This window comes from Kribbella sp. NPDC058693, from assembly GCF_042715335.1.
Taxonomy (GTDB): domain Bacteria; phylum Actinomycetota; class Actinomycetes; order Propionibacteriales; family Kribbellaceae; genus Kribbella; species Kribbella jiaozuonensis.
Genome location: NZ_JBHXSQ010000001.1, coordinates 1,078,200 through 1,096,286, shown reverse-complemented (window position 1 = coordinate 1,096,286; position 18,087 = coordinate 1,078,200). Strand labels below are relative to the sequence as shown.

Annotated in this window: 18 protein-coding genes and 1 tRNA gene; 6 read left to right on the top strand and 13 right to left on the bottom strand. The window is 67.3% G+C overall.

Going from position 1 to position 18,087, the window contains the following annotated elements:
• Positions 1 to 4: 4 nt before the first annotated feature.
• The 4 genes from ACFWUU_RS05210 to ACFWUU_RS05195 all read right to left on the bottom strand — a co-directional run bounded on the left by ACFWUU_RS05210 (position 5) and on the right by ACFWUU_RS05195 (position 2,577).
• Positions 5 to 493, bottom strand: a complete 489-nt coding sequence (locus tag ACFWUU_RS05210; RefSeq protein ID WP_137253540.1) for a SigE family RNA polymerase sigma factor — start codon at positions 491 to 493, stop codon at positions 5 to 7.
• Positions 494 to 882: 389 nt separating this feature from the next.
• A tRNA-His gene (locus ACFWUU_RS05205) sits at positions 883 to 955 on the bottom strand.
• 68 nt (positions 956 to 1,023) lie between these two features.
• Positions 1,024 to 1,644, bottom strand: coding sequence for an oligoribonuclease (gene orn, locus ACFWUU_RS05200; RefSeq protein WP_137253541.1), 621 nt, complete (start codon positions 1,642 to 1,644; stop codon positions 1,024 to 1,026).
• A 51-nt stretch (positions 1,645 to 1,695) separates the two neighbouring features.
• Positions 1,696 to 2,577 (bottom strand): class I SAM-dependent methyltransferase, encoded by an 882-nt coding sequence (locus ACFWUU_RS05195; protein ID WP_380172858.1) that lies wholly within the window; start codon positions 2,575 to 2,577, stop codon positions 1,696 to 1,698.
• A gap of 76 nt (positions 2,578 to 2,653) precedes the next feature.
• Between ACFWUU_RS05195 and ACFWUU_RS05190 the strand changes: the two genes are divergently transcribed.
• On the top strand, positions 2,654 to 3,136 hold the full coding sequence (locus tag ACFWUU_RS05190) for a GNAT family N-acetyltransferase (protein ID WP_380172856.1): 483 nt from the start codon (positions 2,654 to 2,656) through the stop codon (positions 3,134 to 3,136).
• Positions 3,137 to 3,158: 22 nt separating this feature from the next.
• Here ACFWUU_RS05190 and ACFWUU_RS05185 read toward each other — a convergent pair whose 3' ends face one another.
• The 3 genes from ACFWUU_RS05185 to ACFWUU_RS05175 all read right to left on the bottom strand — a co-directional run bounded on the left by ACFWUU_RS05185 (position 3,159) and on the right by ACFWUU_RS05175 (position 4,816).
• Positions 3,159 to 3,362: a cold-shock protein gene (locus ACFWUU_RS05185; protein ID WP_134096839.1), complete on the bottom strand. Its 204-nt coding sequence runs from the start codon at positions 3,360 to 3,362 to the stop codon at positions 3,159 to 3,161.
• A 95-nt stretch (positions 3,363 to 3,457) separates the two neighbouring features.
• A complete protein-coding gene (locus tag ACFWUU_RS05180) occupies positions 3,458 to 4,240 on the bottom strand; it encodes a hypothetical protein (protein WP_380172854.1) in 783 nt (260 codons plus the stop codon).
• Between the two features lie 24 nt (positions 4,241 to 4,264).
• Positions 4,265 to 4,816, bottom strand: coding sequence for a dihydrofolate reductase family protein (locus ACFWUU_RS05175; RefSeq protein ID WP_380172852.1), 552 nt, complete (start codon positions 4,814 to 4,816; stop codon positions 4,265 to 4,267).
• Positions 4,817 to 4,979: 163 nt separating this feature from the next.
• Here ACFWUU_RS05175 and ACFWUU_RS05170 point away from each other — a divergent pair, with 163 nt between their 5' ends.
• Positions 4,980 to 5,951, top strand: coding sequence for a 2-dehydropantoate 2-reductase (locus ACFWUU_RS05170; RefSeq protein WP_380172850.1), 972 nt, complete (start codon positions 4,980 to 4,982; stop codon positions 5,949 to 5,951).
• Positions 5,952 to 5,997: 46 nt separating this feature from the next.
• Here the strand turns inward: ACFWUU_RS05170 and ACFWUU_RS05165 are convergent, their stop codons facing one another.
• From ACFWUU_RS05165 to ACFWUU_RS05150, 4 genes are read right to left on the bottom strand one after another with little or no spacing between them, the layout of a single operon-like run.
• Positions 5,998 to 7,854, bottom strand: a complete 1,857-nt coding sequence (locus ACFWUU_RS05165) for a beta-galactosidase family protein (protein ID WP_380172848.1) — start codon at positions 7,852 to 7,854, stop codon at positions 5,998 to 6,000.
• Positions 7,851 to 9,200: an ABC transporter substrate-binding protein gene (locus tag ACFWUU_RS05160; protein ID WP_380172846.1), complete on the bottom strand. Its 1,350-nt coding sequence runs from the start codon at positions 9,198 to 9,200 to the stop codon at positions 7,851 to 7,853. Before ACFWUU_RS05160 ends, ACFWUU_RS05165 begins: the two co-directional genes overlap by 4 nt.
• An 11-nt stretch (positions 9,201 to 9,211) precedes the next feature.
• Positions 9,212 to 10,075, bottom strand: coding sequence for a carbohydrate ABC transporter permease (locus ACFWUU_RS05155; protein ID WP_202877597.1), 864 nt, complete (start codon positions 10,073 to 10,075; stop codon positions 9,212 to 9,214).
• Entirely contained in the window at positions 10,072 to 11,001 is a 930-nt protein-coding gene (locus ACFWUU_RS05150; protein ID WP_380172844.1) for a carbohydrate ABC transporter permease, read from the bottom strand. The genes ACFWUU_RS05155 and ACFWUU_RS05150 overlap by 4 nt, the downstream gene beginning before the upstream one ends.
• A 183-nt stretch (positions 11,002 to 11,184) precedes the next feature.
• On the opposite strand from ACFWUU_RS05150, the gene ACFWUU_RS05145 reads away from it, so the two are divergent.
• Positions 11,185 to 12,177 carry a LacI family DNA-binding transcriptional regulator gene (locus ACFWUU_RS05145; protein ID WP_380172842.1) on the top strand — a complete coding sequence of 331 codons (993 nt, stop codon included), beginning with the start codon at positions 11,185 to 11,187 and terminating at the stop codon, positions 12,175 to 12,177.
• Here the strand turns inward: ACFWUU_RS05145 and sucD are convergent.
• Positions 12,163 to 13,044, bottom strand: a complete 882-nt coding sequence (gene sucD, locus ACFWUU_RS05140) for a succinate--CoA ligase subunit alpha (protein ID WP_380172840.1) — start codon at positions 13,042 to 13,044, stop codon at positions 12,163 to 12,165. The genes ACFWUU_RS05145 and sucD overlap by 15 nt on opposite strands.
• Before the next feature lie 2 nt (positions 13,045 to 13,046).
• Positions 13,047 to 14,204 carry an ADP-forming succinate--CoA ligase subunit beta gene (sucC, locus tag ACFWUU_RS05135; protein ID WP_380172839.1) on the bottom strand — a complete coding sequence of 386 codons (1,158 nt, stop codon included), beginning with the start codon at positions 14,202 to 14,204 and terminating at the stop codon, positions 13,047 to 13,049.
• A 143-nt stretch (positions 14,205 to 14,347) separates the two neighbouring features.
• Here sucC and ACFWUU_RS05130 point away from each other — a divergent pair, with 143 nt between their 5' ends.
• The 3 genes from ACFWUU_RS05130 to ACFWUU_RS05120 all read left to right on the top strand — a co-directional run bounded on the left by ACFWUU_RS05130 (position 14,348) and on the right by ACFWUU_RS05120 (position 18,082).
• Positions 14,348 to 15,685 carry an OFA family MFS transporter gene (locus tag ACFWUU_RS05130; RefSeq protein WP_380172837.1) on the top strand — a complete coding sequence of 446 codons (1,338 nt, stop codon included), beginning with the start codon at positions 14,348 to 14,350 and terminating at the stop codon, positions 15,683 to 15,685.
• A gap of 113 nt (positions 15,686 to 15,798) precedes the next feature.
• Complete coding sequence (locus ACFWUU_RS05125; RefSeq protein ID WP_380172835.1) at positions 15,799 to 16,218, top strand: hypothetical protein; 420 nt, start codon at positions 15,799 to 15,801, stop codon at positions 16,216 to 16,218.
• A gap of 154 nt (positions 16,219 to 16,372) precedes the next feature.
• Entirely contained in the window at positions 16,373 to 18,082 is a 1,710-nt protein-coding gene (locus ACFWUU_RS05120) for a thiamine pyrophosphate-binding protein (protein ID WP_380172833.1), read from the top strand.
• Positions 18,083 to 18,087: the final 5 nt, after the last annotated feature.

Sequence of the window (18,087 nt, the reverse complement as noted above, 5' to 3'; positions counted from 1 at the left end):
CGGTTCAGAGCGCGATCAGTTGGGCTGCACCATCACCAAGAACCGCCCGCAGACGGTCCAGGGCGCGGGCGGTGCGAGTACTGATCGCACTGGCGTTCTTGCCAAGATCAAGCGCCACCTGCTCGACGCTGCGATCTTCGAAGAACCGCAGCACCAACACAGCCCGATCCAACGGCGCCAACTGCCCCAAGGCGCTCTGCAACGCCACCCGCAACTCCACATCCCCCACCCGCTCAGCCACCTCAGGCACATCCGAAGTAGGCCGCTCAGACCAACTCTTACGCCGCCGCTGAGAGATGAAAGTCCGCACGAGCGTGGTCCGCGCATAGGCACCGGGACTGTCGATCCGATGCCAGGTCTTCAGCAAACTGGCGAGCGTGTCCTGCACCAGATCCTCGGCATGATGCCGATCCCCGGTCAGCAGCCAGGCGGTCCGATACAACTGCGGTATCCGAGCCCGCGCGAACTCCTCAAACTCCTCGGTCGATCTCATCCACACCCTCTCGTCGATGCCCTACCCCAAGAGACGCACCGACCAGCAGCAGAGATCACACCCCAACTCAGAAGACTTTGGACAACACCCACACGGCAAACGCCAGGAACCCCACCCCGAACGTCACGACAACCACCACGCCGTATCCGAACCACGTACTTCCCGAAACCTTCACCCCGGCATCCTCCCAGACCCCAACAGCAAGCGACGGCAAACCCAACCCAAGCAGGTGAGCTAAAGGCAAACCCAGCCACGGAGCCGAGCGAAGCGAAGGCGCAAGGGGGTGCGGGTGGCGGAGCCCCCGCTCGCGGCAAGCGAAGCGCAGCCGCACAAAATGACGAAGCCGACCCCGGCCTGCCGCAACAGCGACAGGCAAGGGCCGGCCATCGGGTGAGTGACGGGACTCGAACCCGCGACCACCTGGACCACAACCAGGTGCTCTACCAGCTGAGCTACACCCACCATTGCCGTCCGAACCGCGACGGCTGAGCAATCATAGCGACGAACTGTCCGGACCAGAAATCGAGGTGTCAGGACCCGGTTTGGCTGTCCTGGACGGGTGCCGCGATGAGGTTGGCGGCGGCCCGGGCGGTGCTGGAGTCGGGCCCGGGCTGCGGCACGAACACCGTTTCCCGGTAGTACCGGAGCTCGTCGATGCTCTCGGTGATGTCGGCCAGCGCCCGGTGGTTGCCGGTCTTCGCCGGGGTCGCGTAGTAGACGCGCGGGTACCACCGGCGTACCAGCTCTTTGATCGAGCTGACGTCGACGTTGCGGTAGTGCAGGTGCGACTCGACCCGCGGCATGTCGCGGACGAGGAAGGTCCGGTCGGTGCCGACCGAGTTGCCGGCCAGGGCGGCCTTGCGCGGCTCCTTCACGTACGCCGTGATGAAGTCGAGCACCTGCTGCTCGGCGTCGGCGAGCGGGATGCCGTTGGCGAGCTCCTCGAGCAGCCCGGATGCGGTGTGCATGTCGCGGACGAAGTCGCCCATCTGCTCGAGCGCGGCCGGTGGTGGGGCGATCACCAGGTCGATCCCGTCACCGAGCACGTTCAGTTCATAATCGGTGACGAGCACGGCGACCTCGATCAGGGCGTCTTCCGCCAGGTCGAGGCCGGTCATCTCGCAGTCGATCCACACCAGCCGGTCGTTCATGGGAGCCCACCTTACGGCGAGCCGCCGACACTGCTGCGACGGCGTGCCCTGTCAGTGCGGCGCGTGTCCCAGGTGGATGCTGCGGACGGACAGTACGGCGAGATCGCGGCGGCGTCCGAGGTAATACGGACCGTCAGGGTCCAGTAACTGCTTCCAGACCGCCAGATCCTCCGCTTCGAGCCACTCCTGGTCGGGGACAACATGCCCATGCCCGTGGCCGTGTCCCTCACCAGTCATCCGTGCGATCCGGTTCCGGAACTGCTGGACGAGCTTCTCGGTCCCCTCCGGCGACAGCGGCGCCGGCGTCTCGGTCAGCACGCTCCGCGTGGTCGCGTCGGTCAGCCCGGCCCGGGTCAGCGCCTCGGTCCACCCGTACGGCATCGGCACCGACCCCGGCAGTGAGTCGCGCATCACCTTGAACCACCGGTCCTGCGCCAGGTCCAGCCGCAGCTCCAGCCCGGGCTCGCCGACGCCGAGATCCCACGGCAGGTGCCGCGCCGGCAGTCCGCCCTCAGCCAGCGCCAACCGCCCGCCCGGTGCCAGCAGCGAAGCCAGTGCGTCCACAGCGGCCTGCTGGTCGGCGGCGTGGTGCACCGACGCCGATGCCCAGATCAGGTCGGCCGGCGCGTCGATTGCCCGGCGCAACGGCTCCGCTCCGTCGTCCATGGACGCCAGCTCGCAGCGAACCAGCCCGGCGGTGTGCTCCCGCGCCTGCTCCAGTACGTCGGGATCCGCGTCGACCGCCACCACCGTCGCACTGGGCAGAGCCTCCGCCAGCGCCTTGGCCATCCCGCCGCCACCGCAGCCGATGTCGGCGACGACCTTGTCCCCGTCCCGAACCAGACTGCGCGCTACCGCCGCGTTCCAGTCGCCTTCGCCCTCGGCCGAAGCACGGAGCCGCCCGGCTTCTTCAGCCCAATCGATCTCGATCATGCCGACAGTCTGGTCCCCGCAACGGGCTCGGTCCGCCTCATGTTGCCGGACCGGCAAATGGCGCTACGGTGTCGCGATGATCACGACCGACCGCCTGACGATGCTCCCGCTGCAGGTCGAGTACGCCCGGGCGATGGCGAAGGTCCTGGCCGACCCCAACCTCTACACGTTCACCGGCGGCGAGCCGCCGACCGTCGGGGGACTGGAGGCGCGCTACGCCCGGCAGATCGAAGGTCCAGGGCGTGAGGACGAGCAATGGCTCAATTGGGTGATCCAGCACGACGACGACCTGATCGGCTACGTGCAAGCGACGATCACGAGCCGTACGGCGGAGATCGCGTGGGTCATCGGCACCGCGTGGCAGGGCCGGGGTTACGCGAAGGAGGCAGCGCAGGGACTTGTCACCTGGCTGCGGACGCAGGATGTTGACCGGATCATCGCGCACGTGCATCCGGAGCACACTGCATCGGCCGCTGTAGCAGCGGCAGTAGGTCTCAGCCGCACCGAAGTACTGGAGGACGGCGAGTACCTGTGGAGTACTGAACGGCAGGCCCGGTGACCCGGGCCTGCCGTCAAGTAGTTCAGATCGGGCGAACGTTCTCCGCCTGCAGGCCCTTCGGGCCCTGGGCGATCTCGAACTCGACCTTCTGGTTCTCGTCCAGCGAGCGGAAGCCCTGCGTCTGGATCGCCGAGTAGTGGACGAACACGTCAGCGCCGCCGTCCTCCTGGGAGATGAAGCCGAAGCCCTTCTCGCCGTTGAACCACTTCACTGTTCCCAAAGCCATGATTTTCTCCTGATACGACAAAACGCCCGGCGGATCACAAATCCGCGGGCGCTTCGAAACGAACGTGGAACTGCAAAACATCAACCGGATAGACCCTAGCACGCTGAGTGAGTCCTCAGCCATCCCTGATCTCGGCGCGCGTCGTACGCGTCCGGCGTACCGGACCAGACCTCGGCACAACCGGACGTCCCGCACTCGCAGGCGAACGGGTACGGCGGGAGCTCGGCCAGCCCGATGTCCGCCTGCCACAACCGCCCCTGCCGGCACGCCGCCAGGTTCTCGTACCGCCGCTGCCGTGACAGCTCCTCACCAGCCGGAAGCCGTGGCTGCGGGCCTAGCGCCGCCTCGACTGCAGCCGAGATAGCCGGCCAGTCCGGCGTGGCCGGCACCTCGATGACGGCGCGTCGGTGCTCGGCGGCCTCCCGGCGTACCCGATCTGCTAGTACGGCGTCCCGCGCCAGCAGACTCTCCAACCGCGCTCGACCAGCCGGATCGTCCACCCGGGCCAGCCGCTCCTCCCGCGCTCGCCGGGTCTGCTCGGCGTCGGGCACCAACCAGACCGCTCGCGGGACGTCGTCAGCCATCGACGGGAAGAGCTGCGGACCCTCCACCAGTGCAGGTACGTCGCCCAGCGCGCGTTCGCGCACATCCTCGACGACCAGTTCCAGCCGCAACCGCGCGATCCGTACGAAGGCGTCAGCGGCGTACTCCGGGCCCTCGGCCAGGTCCTCCGCGAGCGGACGGGTCGGCGGCATCCGGTCGAGATGCGCGTAGGTCCACAGATCGATCGGGTGCAGCGGCAGGTCACTCCGCCGCGCAAGCGCCCGAGCAATCGTCGACTTACCTGCACCCGGGGCGCCACCGATCCAGACCATCATCCGGCCATCCTGCCAAGCGCAGGGTCAACGCACGTACGTCGCCAGCGATGCGGCCCCGGCCGGCTGGATCGAATCGAGCCGCAGGTGGACGGGCTTGTCGGACGGGCCGAACATCTTCTCGCCGGAGCCGACGATCGACGGCAGGGTCATCAGCCGGTACTCGTCGACCAGGTCGTCCGCCTGCAGCGCGCGGATCACACTCAGACTGCCGGTGACCGCGATGGTCCGCGGTTCGGACCGCAGGTACTCGCTCAGCGAGCCGTTCATCAGCGTGGAGTTGGGGAAGGCCGACAGGTCGGTGAGCGTGTGGGACGCGACCACCTTGGCCATCTTGTTCATCTTGGTGGAGAAGTCGTCGGTGCGGTTCGGCCAGAGCTTGCTGAACAGCTGCCAGGTGTCTTTGCCGAGCAGCAGCACCCCGGTGTCCATCAGCTCGCCGAGCCGGAACTTGTCCCCGCCGTGCGTCTCCGGGCCGTGCCGGAACGCCCAGCCGCCGGCCGGCGTGCCGCCCGAGCCGTCGGGGTCGGTGACGATGCCGTCGAGGCTGACGAATCCGGTGACGATGACGTGGCCCATGGTCCCTGCTCCTTCTGTCGAGTGATTCACACCCGTACCTACTGCCGGGCAGCCGCCGATTCATCGCTGCCTACCGAACTTTTTGCCGGGGAGTGTGATCTTGACCGCATTCCAGGCCCGGCCTACTGTATGCCGTATACAAACCCGGAAGGCAGGGACCCTTATGAGAGTTGCGGTTCTCGGCGCCGGCGCGATCGGTGCGTACGTCGGCGCGGCGCTGCACCGTGGCGGGACTGAGGTCCACCTGGTGGCCCGCGGCGCGCATCTGGAGGCGATCCGCTCGAACGGCGTACAGGTGCTCAGTCCACGCGGTGACTTCGAGGCGAGGACGCCGGCCACCGACGATCCGGCCGAGATCGGTCCGGTCGACTATGTCTTTCTCGGGCTCAAGGCGAACTCGTACGCGAGCGCCGGCCCGCTGCTCCAGCCGCTGCTGCACGACCGCACGGTCGTCGTGGCCGCGCAGAACGGCATCCCCTGGTGGTACTTCCACGGCTTGAAAGGCCCGTACGAAGGTCGCCGGATCGAATCGGTCGACCCGGACGGTTCTGTCACCCGGGTCCTCGACCTCGACCGTGCGGTCGGCTGCGTCGTCTACTGCTCCACCGAGCTGGCCGGGCCGGGCGTCGTACAGCATCTGGAAGGCACGCGGTTCTCTATCGGTGAACCTGCCGGGGGGCCGTCGCAGCGGTGTGAGGAGTTCAGTACGGCGATGGTCGCGGGCGGGCTGAAGTGTCCGGTCGAGGCCGACATCCGCAACGACATCTGGATCAAGCTGCTCGGCAACGCGGCGTTCAACCCGATCAGTGCGCTGGCGCGGGCGACGATGGTGGAGATCGCCACGCATCAGGGGACGCGGCAGATGGTGCGGATGATGATGGAGGAGTCACTCGAGATCGCCGGCGCGCTCGGGTGTCATCCGGAGATCTCGGTCGACAAGCGGTTGGACGGCGCTGAGCGGGTGGGCGAGCACAAGACGTCGATGCTCCAGGACCTCGAGAAGGACAAGCCGCTCGAGCTGGATGTCATCCTCGCGGCGGTGGTCGAGCTCGCCGACCTCACCGGCATCAAGGCGCCCACGCTGCGCGCCGTACACGCTGTCGCCGACCTACTCGCCAGCAAGGTCGGCGTTTGATCCAGGTGGGTCCGGCCTACAGCGACGCCGGACCCACCTGTTCCAGCTAGAGCTCGAGCGGGCCGAGGGCCGGTCCGGCGACGAAGTGGGCGACGGGATCGAGCATCACGTCGAGCTCGAGTACGACGAGTTCGTTGGTGCCGGGTCGGAGGAGAGGACCCGGCACGTACAACGTCTGCTGCGGCCCGCGGTGCCAGTATCTGCCGAGGTTGAACCCGTTCACCCAGACAAACCCCTTGCCCCAAGCAACCGTCGAGAGGAAATGGTCGACCGGCTCGGCCACCTCGAACAGCGCCCGCCACGCAGTAGGCCCAACGCCCGGCACGGGCGCAGCTGATGTCGCGGCGGCTGATGTGGGTGCGGCTGGCGTGGGTGCGGCTGGCGTGGGAACGTCGGCGTCGCCGCCCGTGGTCCGGCTTCCACGGATCGGGGCTCCCGGCGGCCGCATCGCAGCCGGGTTGTCGTTCCACAGGTGGGGCACGTGATCCAGGTCGATCGGGCAGGTGGACCAGTCGGTCAGGTCTGTGCCGTTGAGTTGGACCCCGCCGATCAAGCCTTTGGGCTCGCCGATTCGTTGGCCGTAGTTCACTCGGCCCTGGTCCTCGACCAGGATCTGCAGGTGGCCGCCGTGCGGCAGCATCAGCGCGCGGTCGTGCCGCTCCCGGTCGAGCACCCCGACCGGTGCGCCGTCCAAGAACACATATCCGCGATCCCGCACCTCACCAACGCTCAGCAACACCGGACCCTCAGCCGCCACCTCAGTCCGGAACAACGCCAGCCGCGCATCCAGCTCATCCAGCGTCGGCATCCCGACATGCTCACTCCACACACCCCACGGATCAGCCAGCAACTGCACCGGTGACCCTAGCGCCGCAGACGTTTCCGGCGCAGGCGCTCCGGACGCGGGGACCTCGTCAGGAACAGTCGCATACCGGGAGATCACCTCCCGAAACGCGTGGTACTTCAACGTCGGATGCCCAGCCTCGTCCAGCGGCGCGTCATAGTCGTACGACGTCACGGTCGGACGGTAGACGCCCTTGTCGTTCGCCCCGCTGGTCAGTCCGAAGTTCGTACCGCCGTGCAGCATGTAGATGTTCACCGAAGCGCCGGCCGCGAGCAGTGCGTCCAGTTCGGCCGCCGCCTCCGCCACGCTGGTGGTGTGGTGCGGTCCGCCCCAATGATCGAACCACCCGTCCCAGAACTCCATGCACATCAACGGTCCGGTCGGCTGGTGCCTCCGCAACGTCTCCAGCCGTTCGGCAACCCGCGACCCGAACGACCCAGTCCGCAGTACGCCGTCTAACCCACCGGCCGCGAGCATCGTGTCGACAGGCTGGTCCACCGTCACCAACGGCACCGTGATCCCAGCGCCCCGGATGAGCTCGGCCACAGCCTTCAAGTACGTCTGGTCGTCGCCGAACGCGCCGTACTCGTTCTCGACCTGCACCAGCAGCACCGGCCCGCCGCTGGAGACCTGCAGCGGCGCAACAATCCGCAGTACCTCAGACAAGTACTCCGAAACCGCAGCCATGAACCGCGGTTCGTACCGGCGGACCCCCAGGCCCGGCTCCCGGAAGAGCCAGGCCGGGAGCCCGCCGTTGTCCCACTCCGCACAGATGTACGGTCCGGGGCGGACGATCGCGTACAGACCGGCGGCGGCCACCTCCTGCAGGAAGCGCTCGAGGTCGAGCATCCCGGATGTGTCGAAGGTGCCCGGCCGCGGGCTGTGCGCGTTCCACGGTACGTATGTCTCGATGGTGTTGAGCCCCATCAGGCGGGCCTTCTCGATCCGGTCGGCCCAGCTGTCCGGGTGCACCCGGAAGTAGTGCAGTGCCCCGGACAGGATCCTGAAGGGCTGGCCATCGAGAAGGAAATCGGACTCACCGACCGAGAACTGGGTCATCCGTTGACCTGGAACCCCTGCTGGTTGCCATAGGTGACCAGGGCGTCCTGCCAGGACTTCAGTCCGGCGTTCAGGTCGGACTTCGACTGGTACGCCTTGCCGACGGTGTCGCCGTAGATGCTGTTCGCGTACAGCTCGTACGGCAGGTAGCTCCAGCCCTTCTCCACGTTGCCGGCCGCAGCGGTCAGCACCTGGTTGATCTTCTGGCCACCGAAGTACGCGCTTGTCTTGTCCACGAACGCAGTGTCCTTGAGATCGGCCGTGGTCGCCGGGAAGCCACCGCTGGCCAGGAACGGCTTCACGCCCTCGTCGTGGTTCAGCCACCGCACGAACGCCGCCGCGAGCGCCGGGTTCTTGCTCTGCTTCAGCACGGACTCGGTACTGCCGCCGTTCTCCGCAGTGGCCGGCTGGCCGTCGTACGTCGGCATCGGCGCGACCCGCCACTTGCCGGCGCCGGCCTTGACCGAGGACTCCATCACGCCGGGCATCCACGCCCCGGTCGGCAGCGTCGCGATCGTGCCGTCGCCGAGCGCCTTGAACCACTCGTCGGTCCAGCCAGGGATCTGCGACACCAGTCCGCCCTCGACGAGGTTGTTCCAGGTGCCGGTCCACTTCTTCGAGCCGTCGTCGGCCAGGTTGATGCTGATGTTCTTGCCGTCGGTCTTGAACGGCTGACCGCCCGCCTGCCAGATCATGCTGGTGGTGAAGCCGGCGTCACCGGAGTCGTTGGTGATGTAGGCCTTCGGGTTCGCGGCGTGCAGCTTCTTCGCGGCGGCGACGTACTCGTCCCAGGTCTTCGGTACGGCGATGCCGTACTTGTCGAAGACCTCCTTGTTGTAGAAGAGCGCCATCGGCCCGGAGTCCTGCGGCAGTCCGTACAGACCGCTACCCGCGTGGACCGCCGACCAGGTGGACGCGGTGTACGCCGACTCGTACTGCGTGAAGCCGTACTGGTTCAGGTCGACCAGCGAACCGGGCAGCGCGAACTGGGGGAGCGCCTGGTACTCGATCTGGGCCACGTCCGGTGCGCCGGAGCCGGCCTTGATCGCGTTCTGCAGCTTGGTGTAGTGGTCGTTGCCGGTCCCGGCGTTGACGTAGTTCACCTTGACGTTCGGGTACTGCGCCATGAACGCCTTGACCTGGGCCTCCGCCGACGGCGTCCAGCTCCAGTACGTGATCTCGCCGCCCGCCTTCAGCGCCGCGTCGACCGCATCTGCAGAGCCTGTGGTCGCACTGCCGCTGCTGTCGGTCTTGGATCCGCCGCCGCACGCGGCCACCACGGCCAGCGCCGTCAGAGCGGCTCCGACGACCACCAGCCGCCGGATGCCTCGCCGATGTACCTTCATCTTGTTGCCTTTCACTTGACCGAGCCCGCAGACAGGCCGGACTGCCAGAACCGCTGGAGTAGAAGGAAGGCGATCACCAGAGGCACGATGGTCAGCAACGACCCCGTGATCACCAGGTTGTAGATGGGGCGGGCACCCACGCCGGTCGCCTGGTTGCTCCACTGGGTGAGGCCGACGGTGAGCGGGTACAGGTTGGGTTTGCTGAGCATGATCAGCGGCAGGAAGTAGTTGTTCCACGTCGACACCACCGCGAAAAGCAGCGTCGTAACGATGCCCGGGGCAAGCAATCGCAGCGCCACGGTGAAGAACGTCCGCACCTCGCCGGCACCGTCGATCCGGGCCGCCTCGAGCAGCTCATGAGGTACGGCGTCGGTCGCGTACACCCACATCAGGTACAGCCCGAACGGGCTCACCAGCGACGGGATGATGATCGCCCACACGGTGTTGGTCAGTCCCAGGTTCGAGAACATCAGGAACGTCGGTACGGCGAGCGCAGTACCGGGGACCGCGACCGCCCCGAGCAGTACGGCGAAGACCGCGCGCCGGCCAGCGAACTTGTACTTCGCGAGTCCGTAGCCGGCCGCTGTAGCAAGCAGCGTCGCACCGCCCGCGCCGACGACGACATACAGCACGGTGTTGCCGAGCCAGCGCAGGAAGATGCCGTCGTTGTAGGTCAGCGTGTCCTTGATGTTGCTGAAGAACGCGAAGCTCTTGCCGAACCACAGACCCGGTGTGGACAGCAGGTCGTCCTGAGTTTTGGTTGCGCTCAGCAACAACCAGAGCAGCGGGACGAGCGTGTAGATCAGGTACAGCACCATCGCGCCGGTCAGCAGCTTGGACCGCTTGGGACGCAGGGGAGAAGACAGGACGCTCACAGGGACTCCCGGGATCCGCGCAGCTGGACGACGTACGCGATGACCGCGGTGATGACGCCCATCACGATCGCGATCGTGGCCGAGTAGTTGAACTGCTGGCCGGCGAAGGACAGGTTGTAGGCGTACATGTTGGGCGTGTAGTACGTCGTGATCACGTTCGGCGCGAGTGTGCGCAGGATGTTCGGCTCGTTGAACAGCTGGAAGCTGCCGATGATCGAGAAGATCGTCGCGATCACGATCGCCCCGCGCAGCGCCGGCAGCTTGACCGCCCGGATCGTCCGGAACGTACCAGCCCCGTCGATCGCCGCTGCCTCGTAGAGCTCGCCCGGCACTGTGCGCAACGCCGAGTAGAAGATCAGCATGTTGTAGCCGACGAACTCCCAGGTGACGATGTTGGCGATCGACGGCAGCATCCAGCTCGCGCTCAACGGCTGGATCGCCGTCGTACCGAACAGGTCGTTGAGGTTCGCGGCCAGCCCGAAGTTGTCGCCGTAGATATAGCCCCACATCAGCACGGCGACCACGCCCGGGACGGCGTACGGCAGGAAGATCACGATCCGGAAGAAGCCGGACGCGTGCAGCCGGGCGCTGTCGATCGCGAGCGCGGCGAGCAGGGCCAGGATCAGCATGATCGGCACCTGGACGACCAGGAACACCGCGACCCGGCCGAACGCCTCCCAGAACTTCGGGTCCTGCAGCGCCTCGGTGTAGTTGTCCAGCCCGACGAAGACCCGGCCGCCGAAGAAGGCCTGGTTGCGGTACAGGCTCAGATAGATCGCGTACCCGATCGGCGCCAGGAACGTCAGCGCGAACACCGCCAGGAACGGACCGACGAAGATCCATCCTTTGCCGTCCTGCGACCCTCGCCGCCGGTTCCGGCCCGCCACGGCCGCCGGCCGCACTCGCTCGGCCACGGATTCTGCCATCTCCGTCGGCCTCCTCTCGCCCTCACGACGCCACCGATCGCGCTGCGACGCGCAAATGTTGACGTCAACATCGACGCGGCGACGGTAACGTGTTTACGTCAACATGTCTACACTGCGGACACGACCGAGGAGGCGGGGATGTCAGCGGAGGTATCACCGGGGAAACGACGGCGAGGTCCGTCGATGGCTGACGTCGCCCGGCTGGCAGGCGTCTCCGGGCAGACCGTTTCGCGCGTCGCGAACGATCGGCACAACGTCGACGCGGAGACCCGCGACCGGGTCCGGGCTGCGATGAACCAGCTCGGCTACCGGCCGAACAGTGCCGCCCGCGCGCTGCGGAACGGCGAGTACCGCAGCATCGGCGTGATCGTCTTCGAGCTCCACAGCTTCGGTACGACGCGCACGCTCGACGCGATCGCCACCGCGGCCACGATCCGCGGGTACTCGATCAACCTCGTCCCGGTGCTGGACGTCACCCAGAGCGCCGTGACGAATGCCTTCGGGCGGCTGGGGGAGCAGGCGGTCGACGGCGTGATCATCCTGATCGAGGCCCACACGCTCGACGCCGCCGGCGTACGGCTGCCGGAGGGGTTGTCGGTCGTGGTGGTCGACTCGAGCGCGCACTACGACTACCCGATCGTCGACACCGACCAGCGACAGGGCGCGCGGCTCGCGACCGAGCATCTGCTCGACCTGGGACACAAGACGGTGTGGCATCTCGGTGGGCCGCCGACGTCGTTCGCGGCGGACCGGCGCCGGCGCTCGTGGGAGCAGACGCTGATCGATCACGGCCGCGAGGTGCCGCCGGTTTTCGACGGCGATTGGTCGGCGACGTCGGGGTACGAGGCCGGTCGTCGGCTCGCTGAGGACGATCAGGTCACGGCTGTCTTCGTCGCGAACGACCAGATGGCGCTCGGTCTGCTGCGTGCGCTGTACGAGCGGGGGCGCGCGGTGCCTGACGACGTCAGTGTGGTCGGCTTCGACGACATGGAAGAGGCGGCCCATTTCTGGCCGCCTCTCACCACCGTCCGCCAGACCTTCACCGAGGTCGGCCGTCAGAGCGTCGACGCGCTGATCGCCGAGATCCACTCCGGCGAACATCACAACGCGCCGGTCGCCGTCCCGACCGAACTCATCATCCGCAAAAGCACCGCGGCGCCGTCACACCGCGACTAGCACCGACCGCATCAGGTCCGCGGTTTCGGTTGGAGTCTTGCCGACGCGTACTCCGGCGGCCTCGAGGGCCTCCTTCTTCGCGGCCGCCGTACCCGACGAGCCGGACACGATCGCGCCCGCGTGGCCCATCGTCTTACCCTCCGGCGCAGTGAAGCCCGCCACGTAACCGACGACCGGCTTGGTCACGTTCTCCTTGATGAACGCGGCCGCCCGCTCCTCGGCGTCACCACCGATCTCACCGATCATCACGATCGCGTCGGTGTCCGGGTCGTCCTGGAACGCCCTCAGCGCATCGATGTGCGTGGTCCCGATGATCGGGTCACCACCGATACCGATCGCCGACGAGAACCCGAAGTCCCGCAGCTCGTACATCATCTGGTACGTCAGCGTGCCCGACTTCGACACCAGACCGATCCGGCCCTGGCCGGCGATATCGGCGGGAATGATGCCGGCGTTCGCGCGGCCGGGGCTGATGATCCCCGGGCAGTTCGGACCGATCACCCGTGTCCCGTTGGCTTGCGCGTGCGCGAAGAACGCCGCGGTGTCCTGCACCGGGACGCCTTCCGTGATCACGACGACCAGCGGTACGCCGGCATCGACCGCCTCGATCACGGCGCCCTTCGTGAAACGCGGCGGCACGAACACCACCGACACATCCGCATCGGTCGCCTTCACCGCGTCGTAGCACGATCCGTACACCGGGATCGATCGCTTCGCGAAGTCGACCGACAGGCCGCCTTTGCCAGGTGTGACGCCGCCGACGATGTTGGTACCGGCGGCAAGCATCCGGCTGGTGTGCTTCTGTCCCTCGGAACCGGTCATTCCTTGCACGACGACCCGGCTCTTCTCGGTCAGGAAGATCGCCATCTCTACAGTCCTTTCTCCGCGGCGAGTTGGGCAGCTCGCGCCGCCGCACCGTCCATCGTGTCGACCACGGTCACCAGCGGATGGTTGGCCTTGGCAAGGATCTTGCGGCCCTCGTCGACGTTGTTGCCGTCCAGTCGCACGACCAACGGCTTGTCGGCCTGGTCGCCGAGCAGTTCGAGCGCCTGCACGATCCCGTTCGAGACCGCGTCGCAGGCAGTGATCCCGCCGAACACGTTCACGAACACGCTGCGGACCTGCTGGTCGGACAGGATGATCCCCAACCCGTTGGCCATCACCTCGGCCGAGGCGCCGCCGCCGATATCGAGGAAGTTCGCCGGCTTCACGCCGTACTGCTCACCGGCATAAGCGACGACGTCGAGCGTGGACATGACCAGGCCGGCGCCGTTGCCGATGATGCCGACCGAGCCGTCGAGCTTGACGTAGTTCAAGCCCTTCTCGAGCGCCGCTGCCTCCAGGGGATCGGCCGAGGCATGATCCTCGAACCTGGCGTGATCTGCGTGCCGGTACGCCGCGTTGTCGTCGAGCGTCACCTTGCCGTCGAGCGCCTCGAGCGAACCGTCGCCCAACCTCACCAGCGGGTTCACCTCAACCAGTGACGCGTCCTCGGCGACGAACACGTCCCACAACTTCCGTACGACGTCCTGTGCGCCGACCGGGAACCCTGCGGCCGCGACGATCTCCGCCGCCTTCGCGTCGTCGACACCGATCGCCGGGTCGATCGATACCTTCGCGATCGCGTCGGGGTTGGTGTGCGCGACCTCCTCGATCTCGACGCCGCCCTCGGTGCTCGCGATGCACAGGTACTCGCGGTTGGCGCGGTCGACCAGGAAAGAGAAGTAGTACTCGTCGGCGATGTCCGCGGCCGGGGCGAGCAGTACGCGGTGCACGGTGTGGCCCTTGATGTCCATCCCGAGGATCTCGCCCGCCTTCGCCACCGCCTCTTCGGGTGTCGCGGCAAGCTTCACGCCGCCGGCCTTACCGCGGCCGCCGGTCTTCACCTGGGCCTTCACCACCACCCGGCCGCCGAGCTCCGCGGCCGCCTCCGCCGCGTCGGCCGGATCCTCGATCACCCGGCCGAGCGTCACCGGGACGCCGTGCCGGGCGAAGAGTTCCTTGGCTTGGTACTCCATCAGGTCCACGTCCGCCTCCTTCGAGTGTGCAGACGACTGTATGCGGTATGCAATCTGGTCACAAGAGCCGGTCGCAACAGTTCAGGTCTGGACAGCCCGGGCGTGGAGGAGTACCACAGACTTCATACGGTATGCAGTAGTCAGGAGGCGATATGAATCACGTGATACCCACGCCCCGGGATGTGCGTGACGTCTACGGCCGGCGGTACCGGATCGGCGAGGATGCCCGGGAGCTGACCGGGCACTCGCGGCGCTGGCAACTCTGGGCGGCCTGGGCCTGCATGGTCGCGATCAGTCCGCTGCAGTACTCGTTCGGCACCGCCGCCCTGGGTTTCGACCGAGGCTGGGGTACGACGCAAACCCTGTGGCTGCTGGCGATCTTCGTCGCCTGCCAGGCGCTGGTCGCGATCCCGGCCGCGTGGATCCAGCGAGTACGCCGTGCCACGCCGACGCAGCTCGTTGTACTCGGCGGTGTGCTGGCCGCCATCGGTCTCGCAACACTCGCCCACGCGCACAGTTACGTCGCGGCGGTCTTCGGCTACGCACTCCTCGGCGGCATCGGCGCAGGTCTCGTGTACTCCGCTTGCATCACCACATCAGCACGCTGGTTCCCGGACCGGCGTACCGCGACGATCGGCTTCGTGACCGGTGGCTTCGCCGTCGGCGCCGTACCGAGTATCGCCCTGCTGACCGTCTGGGACGAGCGGATCGTCTTCGACCTGATCGCCGCGGTTGCCGTGCTGATCGTGCTCGTCGCCGGCGGACTGCTGAAGGATCCGCCGCGGTACTGGTGGCCCGCGGACCTCGACGCGCAGGCATGGGCTGTCGACCGGAAGCTGAACCGCAGCATCCCGAACAACGCGCCCGCGGCCCGGCACTACCGTCCCGCGGAGGCGATGAAGACCGGCGCGCTACCGCTGATGTGGTTGCTGCTAGCAATCAGTACGGCGCTGTCGCTGCTCGGCATCGGCTTCGTCGCGAGCTACGGAGCCGGCTTCAGCCTGAGCGTCGCGGCCACCGCTGCCGGGATGCTTGCTGCCGTCAACGGCCTCGGGCGGTCGTCGGCCGGCCATTTGTCCGATCGATTCGGCCGCCGGCGAGTGCTGGCCGCAGTACTCATGATCGAGGGCTTCGCGCACGTCGGTCTCGTGATCGCCGGCAACGGCTGGGCGTTCGTGGTCTGCGCGATGTTCGCCGGCCTCGGGGGTGGTGCCTTCTACGCGATCATGGCCAACCTCGTCCTCGAGTTCTTCGGCGAGAACAGCCTGCTCCAGAATCAGGCCATCCTGTACTCCGCAAAGGCCGTCGGCGGCCTGGTCGGCATCGGCGCCGCTGCGTCGTTGATCGCGGTGGTCGGCTACCGCCCACTCTTCCTGGGGGCCGGTCTGCTCGGCATCGTCACCGCGCTGAGCGTGCGACTACTCAAACAACCCGGACGCCCAGCCCTGTCTGTCCGCCGTCAACTCGGTACGCCGGTGTCAGGCGAGTGAACGGCTACGCGAAGGTCCAGCGCCCCGATCCGTGCGTGATGGAGCTGGTGTCCCGCCTGGCCCGAGAACCCTGGACCGACCGTCCTGCCTGTGTCCACCCAGTGTTGAGTTCGGTGGCGCGCGCCATACATGACCACAGCAGCTCAGCCGGCCGCCGGGACCTGCTGCCGCTCGCGCCTCAGTTCCTCGACACCGCGCGCCCCGGCTTCGAGCCGTCTGCTCGGCTGGTCGCGCTGTGCGTGTCGACCGCGCTGACCACCGGTGAGATCACGGGAGATGAGCAGCGCCGGCTGGCGGCCGCGCATCAGACCGCGATGCACTTGCTCGGCGCGGAGGAGCATGCGGCCGGCGCGGCCCGCTGGTGGTTGCGTGCCCTGGGCCACCGGAGCGAGGCGTTCTATCGCACCTTCGTCGCGACCGAGCAGGCCGCGGAAGCCGTCGCGGTCGCGGCCAGGACGGCGAACGACGTACGACTCAAGAGCCTGCTCAAGCTGTGCCTCGCGGCACAGCTCAAACCCACCTACTCGAGCTGATTCCTCAACGCCATAAGGGCTTTCTCCCAAAGCCAGGCTCCTCGACGCGAACTCTGGACAACCACCGTCGCGTGCGATAAGACTACGACTACACCATACGGTATGCAATCTACAGACCAAGCCGCACGACGGCCTTCCGAGGAGATGACTGCAGATGGCGCAGACAGTGTCGGAGACCCAGCCCGCCGCCCAAGTGAAGGAGCCGGAGACGATCTCCGGTGGTCACCTCGTCGCGAAGGCCTTGAAGGCCGAGGGGATCGACGTGATCTTCACGCTCTGCGGCGGTCACATCATCGACATCTACGACGGCTGCGTGGACGAGGGCATCGCCGTGGTCGACGTCCGGCACGAGCAGGTCGCCGCGCACGCCGCCGACGGCTACGCGCGAGTGACAGGCAAGCCCGGCTGCGCGGTCGTCACCGCCGGCCCGGGTACGACGGACGCCGTCACCGGTGTCGCGAACGCGTTCCGAGCCGAGAGCCCGATGTTGCTGATCGGCGGCCAGGGCGCGCTGAACCAGCACAAGATGGGGTCCCTGCAGGACCTGCCGCACGTCGACATGATGACGCCGATCACCAAGTTCGCCGCGACCGTGCCGCACACCGCGCGCGTCGCCGACATGGTGTCGATGGCGTTCCGCGAGTCCCTGAACGGCGCACCGGGCCCGTCCTTCCTGGAGATCCCGCGCGACATCCTGGACAACTCGGTCCCGGTCGAGTCCGCGACGGTCCCCGAGGCCGGCCACTATCGCGCGTCCACCAAGAGCATCGGCGACCCGGCGAGCATCGAGGCGCTGGCCGACCTGCTGGTGCGGGCCGAGAAGCCCGTCGTACTGCTCGGCACGCAGGTGTGGACCGCCCGTGGGAGCGATGCGGCGACCGAGTTCGTGCGGACCCTCGACGTACCGGCGTTCATGAACGGCGCCGCCCGCGGCACGCTGCCTCCCGGCGACCCGCACCACTTCCACCTCTCCCGGCGGTACGGGTTCAACAACGCCGACCTGATCCTGATCGTCGGGACGCCGTTCGACTTCCGGATGGGGTACGGGCGACGGTTGCCGAAGAGCGCGACCGTCGTACAGATCGACATGGACTACCGCACCGTCGGCAAGAACCGCGATATCGATCTCGGCCTGGTCGGCGACCCGGGCGCGATCCTTGCCGCGGTCACCCAGGCGGCGTCGGGCCGGCTGCAGAAGACGGATCGCAAGGGCTGGTTCGCGGAGCTGCGTGCCGAGGAGGAAGCGGCGTACCAGAAGCGACTGCCTCGGCAGCTGTCCGACGCGAACCCGATCCACCCGCTGCGGCTCGCGCACGAGATCAACGAGTTCCTCACCGAGGACTCGATCTACATCGGCGACGGCGGCGACATCGTCACGTTCTCCGGTGGCGTCGTCCAGCCCAAGTCACCCGGCCACTGGATGGACCCGGGACCGCTCGGCACGCTCGGCGTCGGCATCCCGTTCGTGCTTGCGGCGAAGTACGCGCGACCGGACAAGGAAGTCGTCGCGCTGTTCGGTGACGGCGCTTTCTCCTTGACCGGTTGGGACTTCGAGACGCTGGTGCGCTTCAACCTTCCGTTCGTCGGTGTCGTCGGCAACAACTCCTCGATGAACCAGATCCGCTACGGCCAGGAGGCGAAGTACGGCCACGACCGCGGCCGGATCGGCAACACCCTCGGCGACGTCAAGTACGACGAGTTCGCCCGGATGCTCGGCGGGTACGGCGAAGAGGTCCGCGACCCGAAGGACATCGGGCCGGCCATGCAGCGCGCCCGCGAATCGGGACTGCCCTCGCTGATCAACGTCTGGGTCGACCCGGACGCGTACGCCCCCGGAACCATGAACCAGACCATGTACAAGTAAGGGGA

What these genes read in the sequence shown, in the direction of transcription:
- ACFWUU_RS05210 (WP_137253540.1), bottom strand. Translation starts at nt 493, where the DNA reads ATGAGATCGACCGAGGAGTTTGAGGAGTTCGCGCGGGCTCGGATACCG.
- orn (WP_137253541.1), bottom strand. Translation starts at nt 1,644, where the DNA reads ATGAACGACCGGCTGGTGTGGATCGACTGCGAGATGACCGGCCTCGAC.
- ACFWUU_RS05195 (WP_380172858.1), bottom strand. Translation starts at nt 2,577, where the DNA reads ATGATCGAGATCGATTGGGCTGAAGAAGCCGGGCGGCTCCGTGCTTCG.
- ACFWUU_RS05190 (WP_380172856.1), top strand. Translation starts at nt 2,654, where the DNA reads ATGATCACGACCGACCGCCTGACGATGCTCCCGCTGCAGGTCGAGTAC.
- ACFWUU_RS05185 (WP_134096839.1), bottom strand. Translation starts at nt 3,362, where the DNA reads ATGGCTTTGGGAACAGTGAAGTGGTTCAACGGCGAGAAGGGCTTCGGC.
- ACFWUU_RS05180 (WP_380172854.1), bottom strand. Translation starts at nt 4,240, where the DNA reads ATGATGGTCTGGATCGGTGGCGCCCCGGGTGCAGGTAAGTCGACGATT.
- ACFWUU_RS05175 (WP_380172852.1), bottom strand. Translation starts at nt 4,816, where the DNA reads ATGGGCCACGTCATCGTCACCGGATTCGTCAGCCTCGACGGCATCGTC.
- ACFWUU_RS05170 (WP_380172850.1), top strand. Translation starts at nt 4,980, where the DNA reads ATGAGAGTTGCGGTTCTCGGCGCCGGCGCGATCGGTGCGTACGTCGGC.
- ACFWUU_RS05165 (WP_380172848.1), bottom strand. Translation starts at nt 7,854, where the DNA reads ATGACCCAGTTCTCGGTCGGTGAGTCCGATTTCCTTCTCGATGGCCAG.
- ACFWUU_RS05160 (WP_380172846.1), bottom strand. Translation starts at nt 9,200, where the DNA reads ATGAAGGTACATCGGCGAGGCATCCGGCGGCTGGTGGTCGTCGGAGCC.
- ACFWUU_RS05150 (WP_380172844.1), bottom strand. Translation starts at nt 11,001, where the DNA reads ATGGCAGAATCCGTGGCCGAGCGAGTGCGGCCGGCGGCCGTGGCGGGC.
- ACFWUU_RS05145 (WP_380172842.1), top strand. Translation starts at nt 11,185, where the DNA reads ATGGCTGACGTCGCCCGGCTGGCAGGCGTCTCCGGGCAGACCGTTTCG.
- sucD (WP_380172840.1), bottom strand. Translation starts at nt 13,044, where the DNA reads ATGGCGATCTTCCTGACCGAGAAGAGCCGGGTCGTCGTGCAAGGAATG.
- ACFWUU_RS05130 (WP_380172837.1), top strand. Translation starts at nt 14,348, where the DNA reads ATGAATCACGTGATACCCACGCCCCGGGATGTGCGTGACGTCTACGGC.
- ACFWUU_RS05120 (WP_380172833.1), top strand. Translation starts at nt 16,373, where the DNA reads ATGGCGCAGACAGTGTCGGAGACCCAGCCCGCCGCCCAAGTGAAGGAG.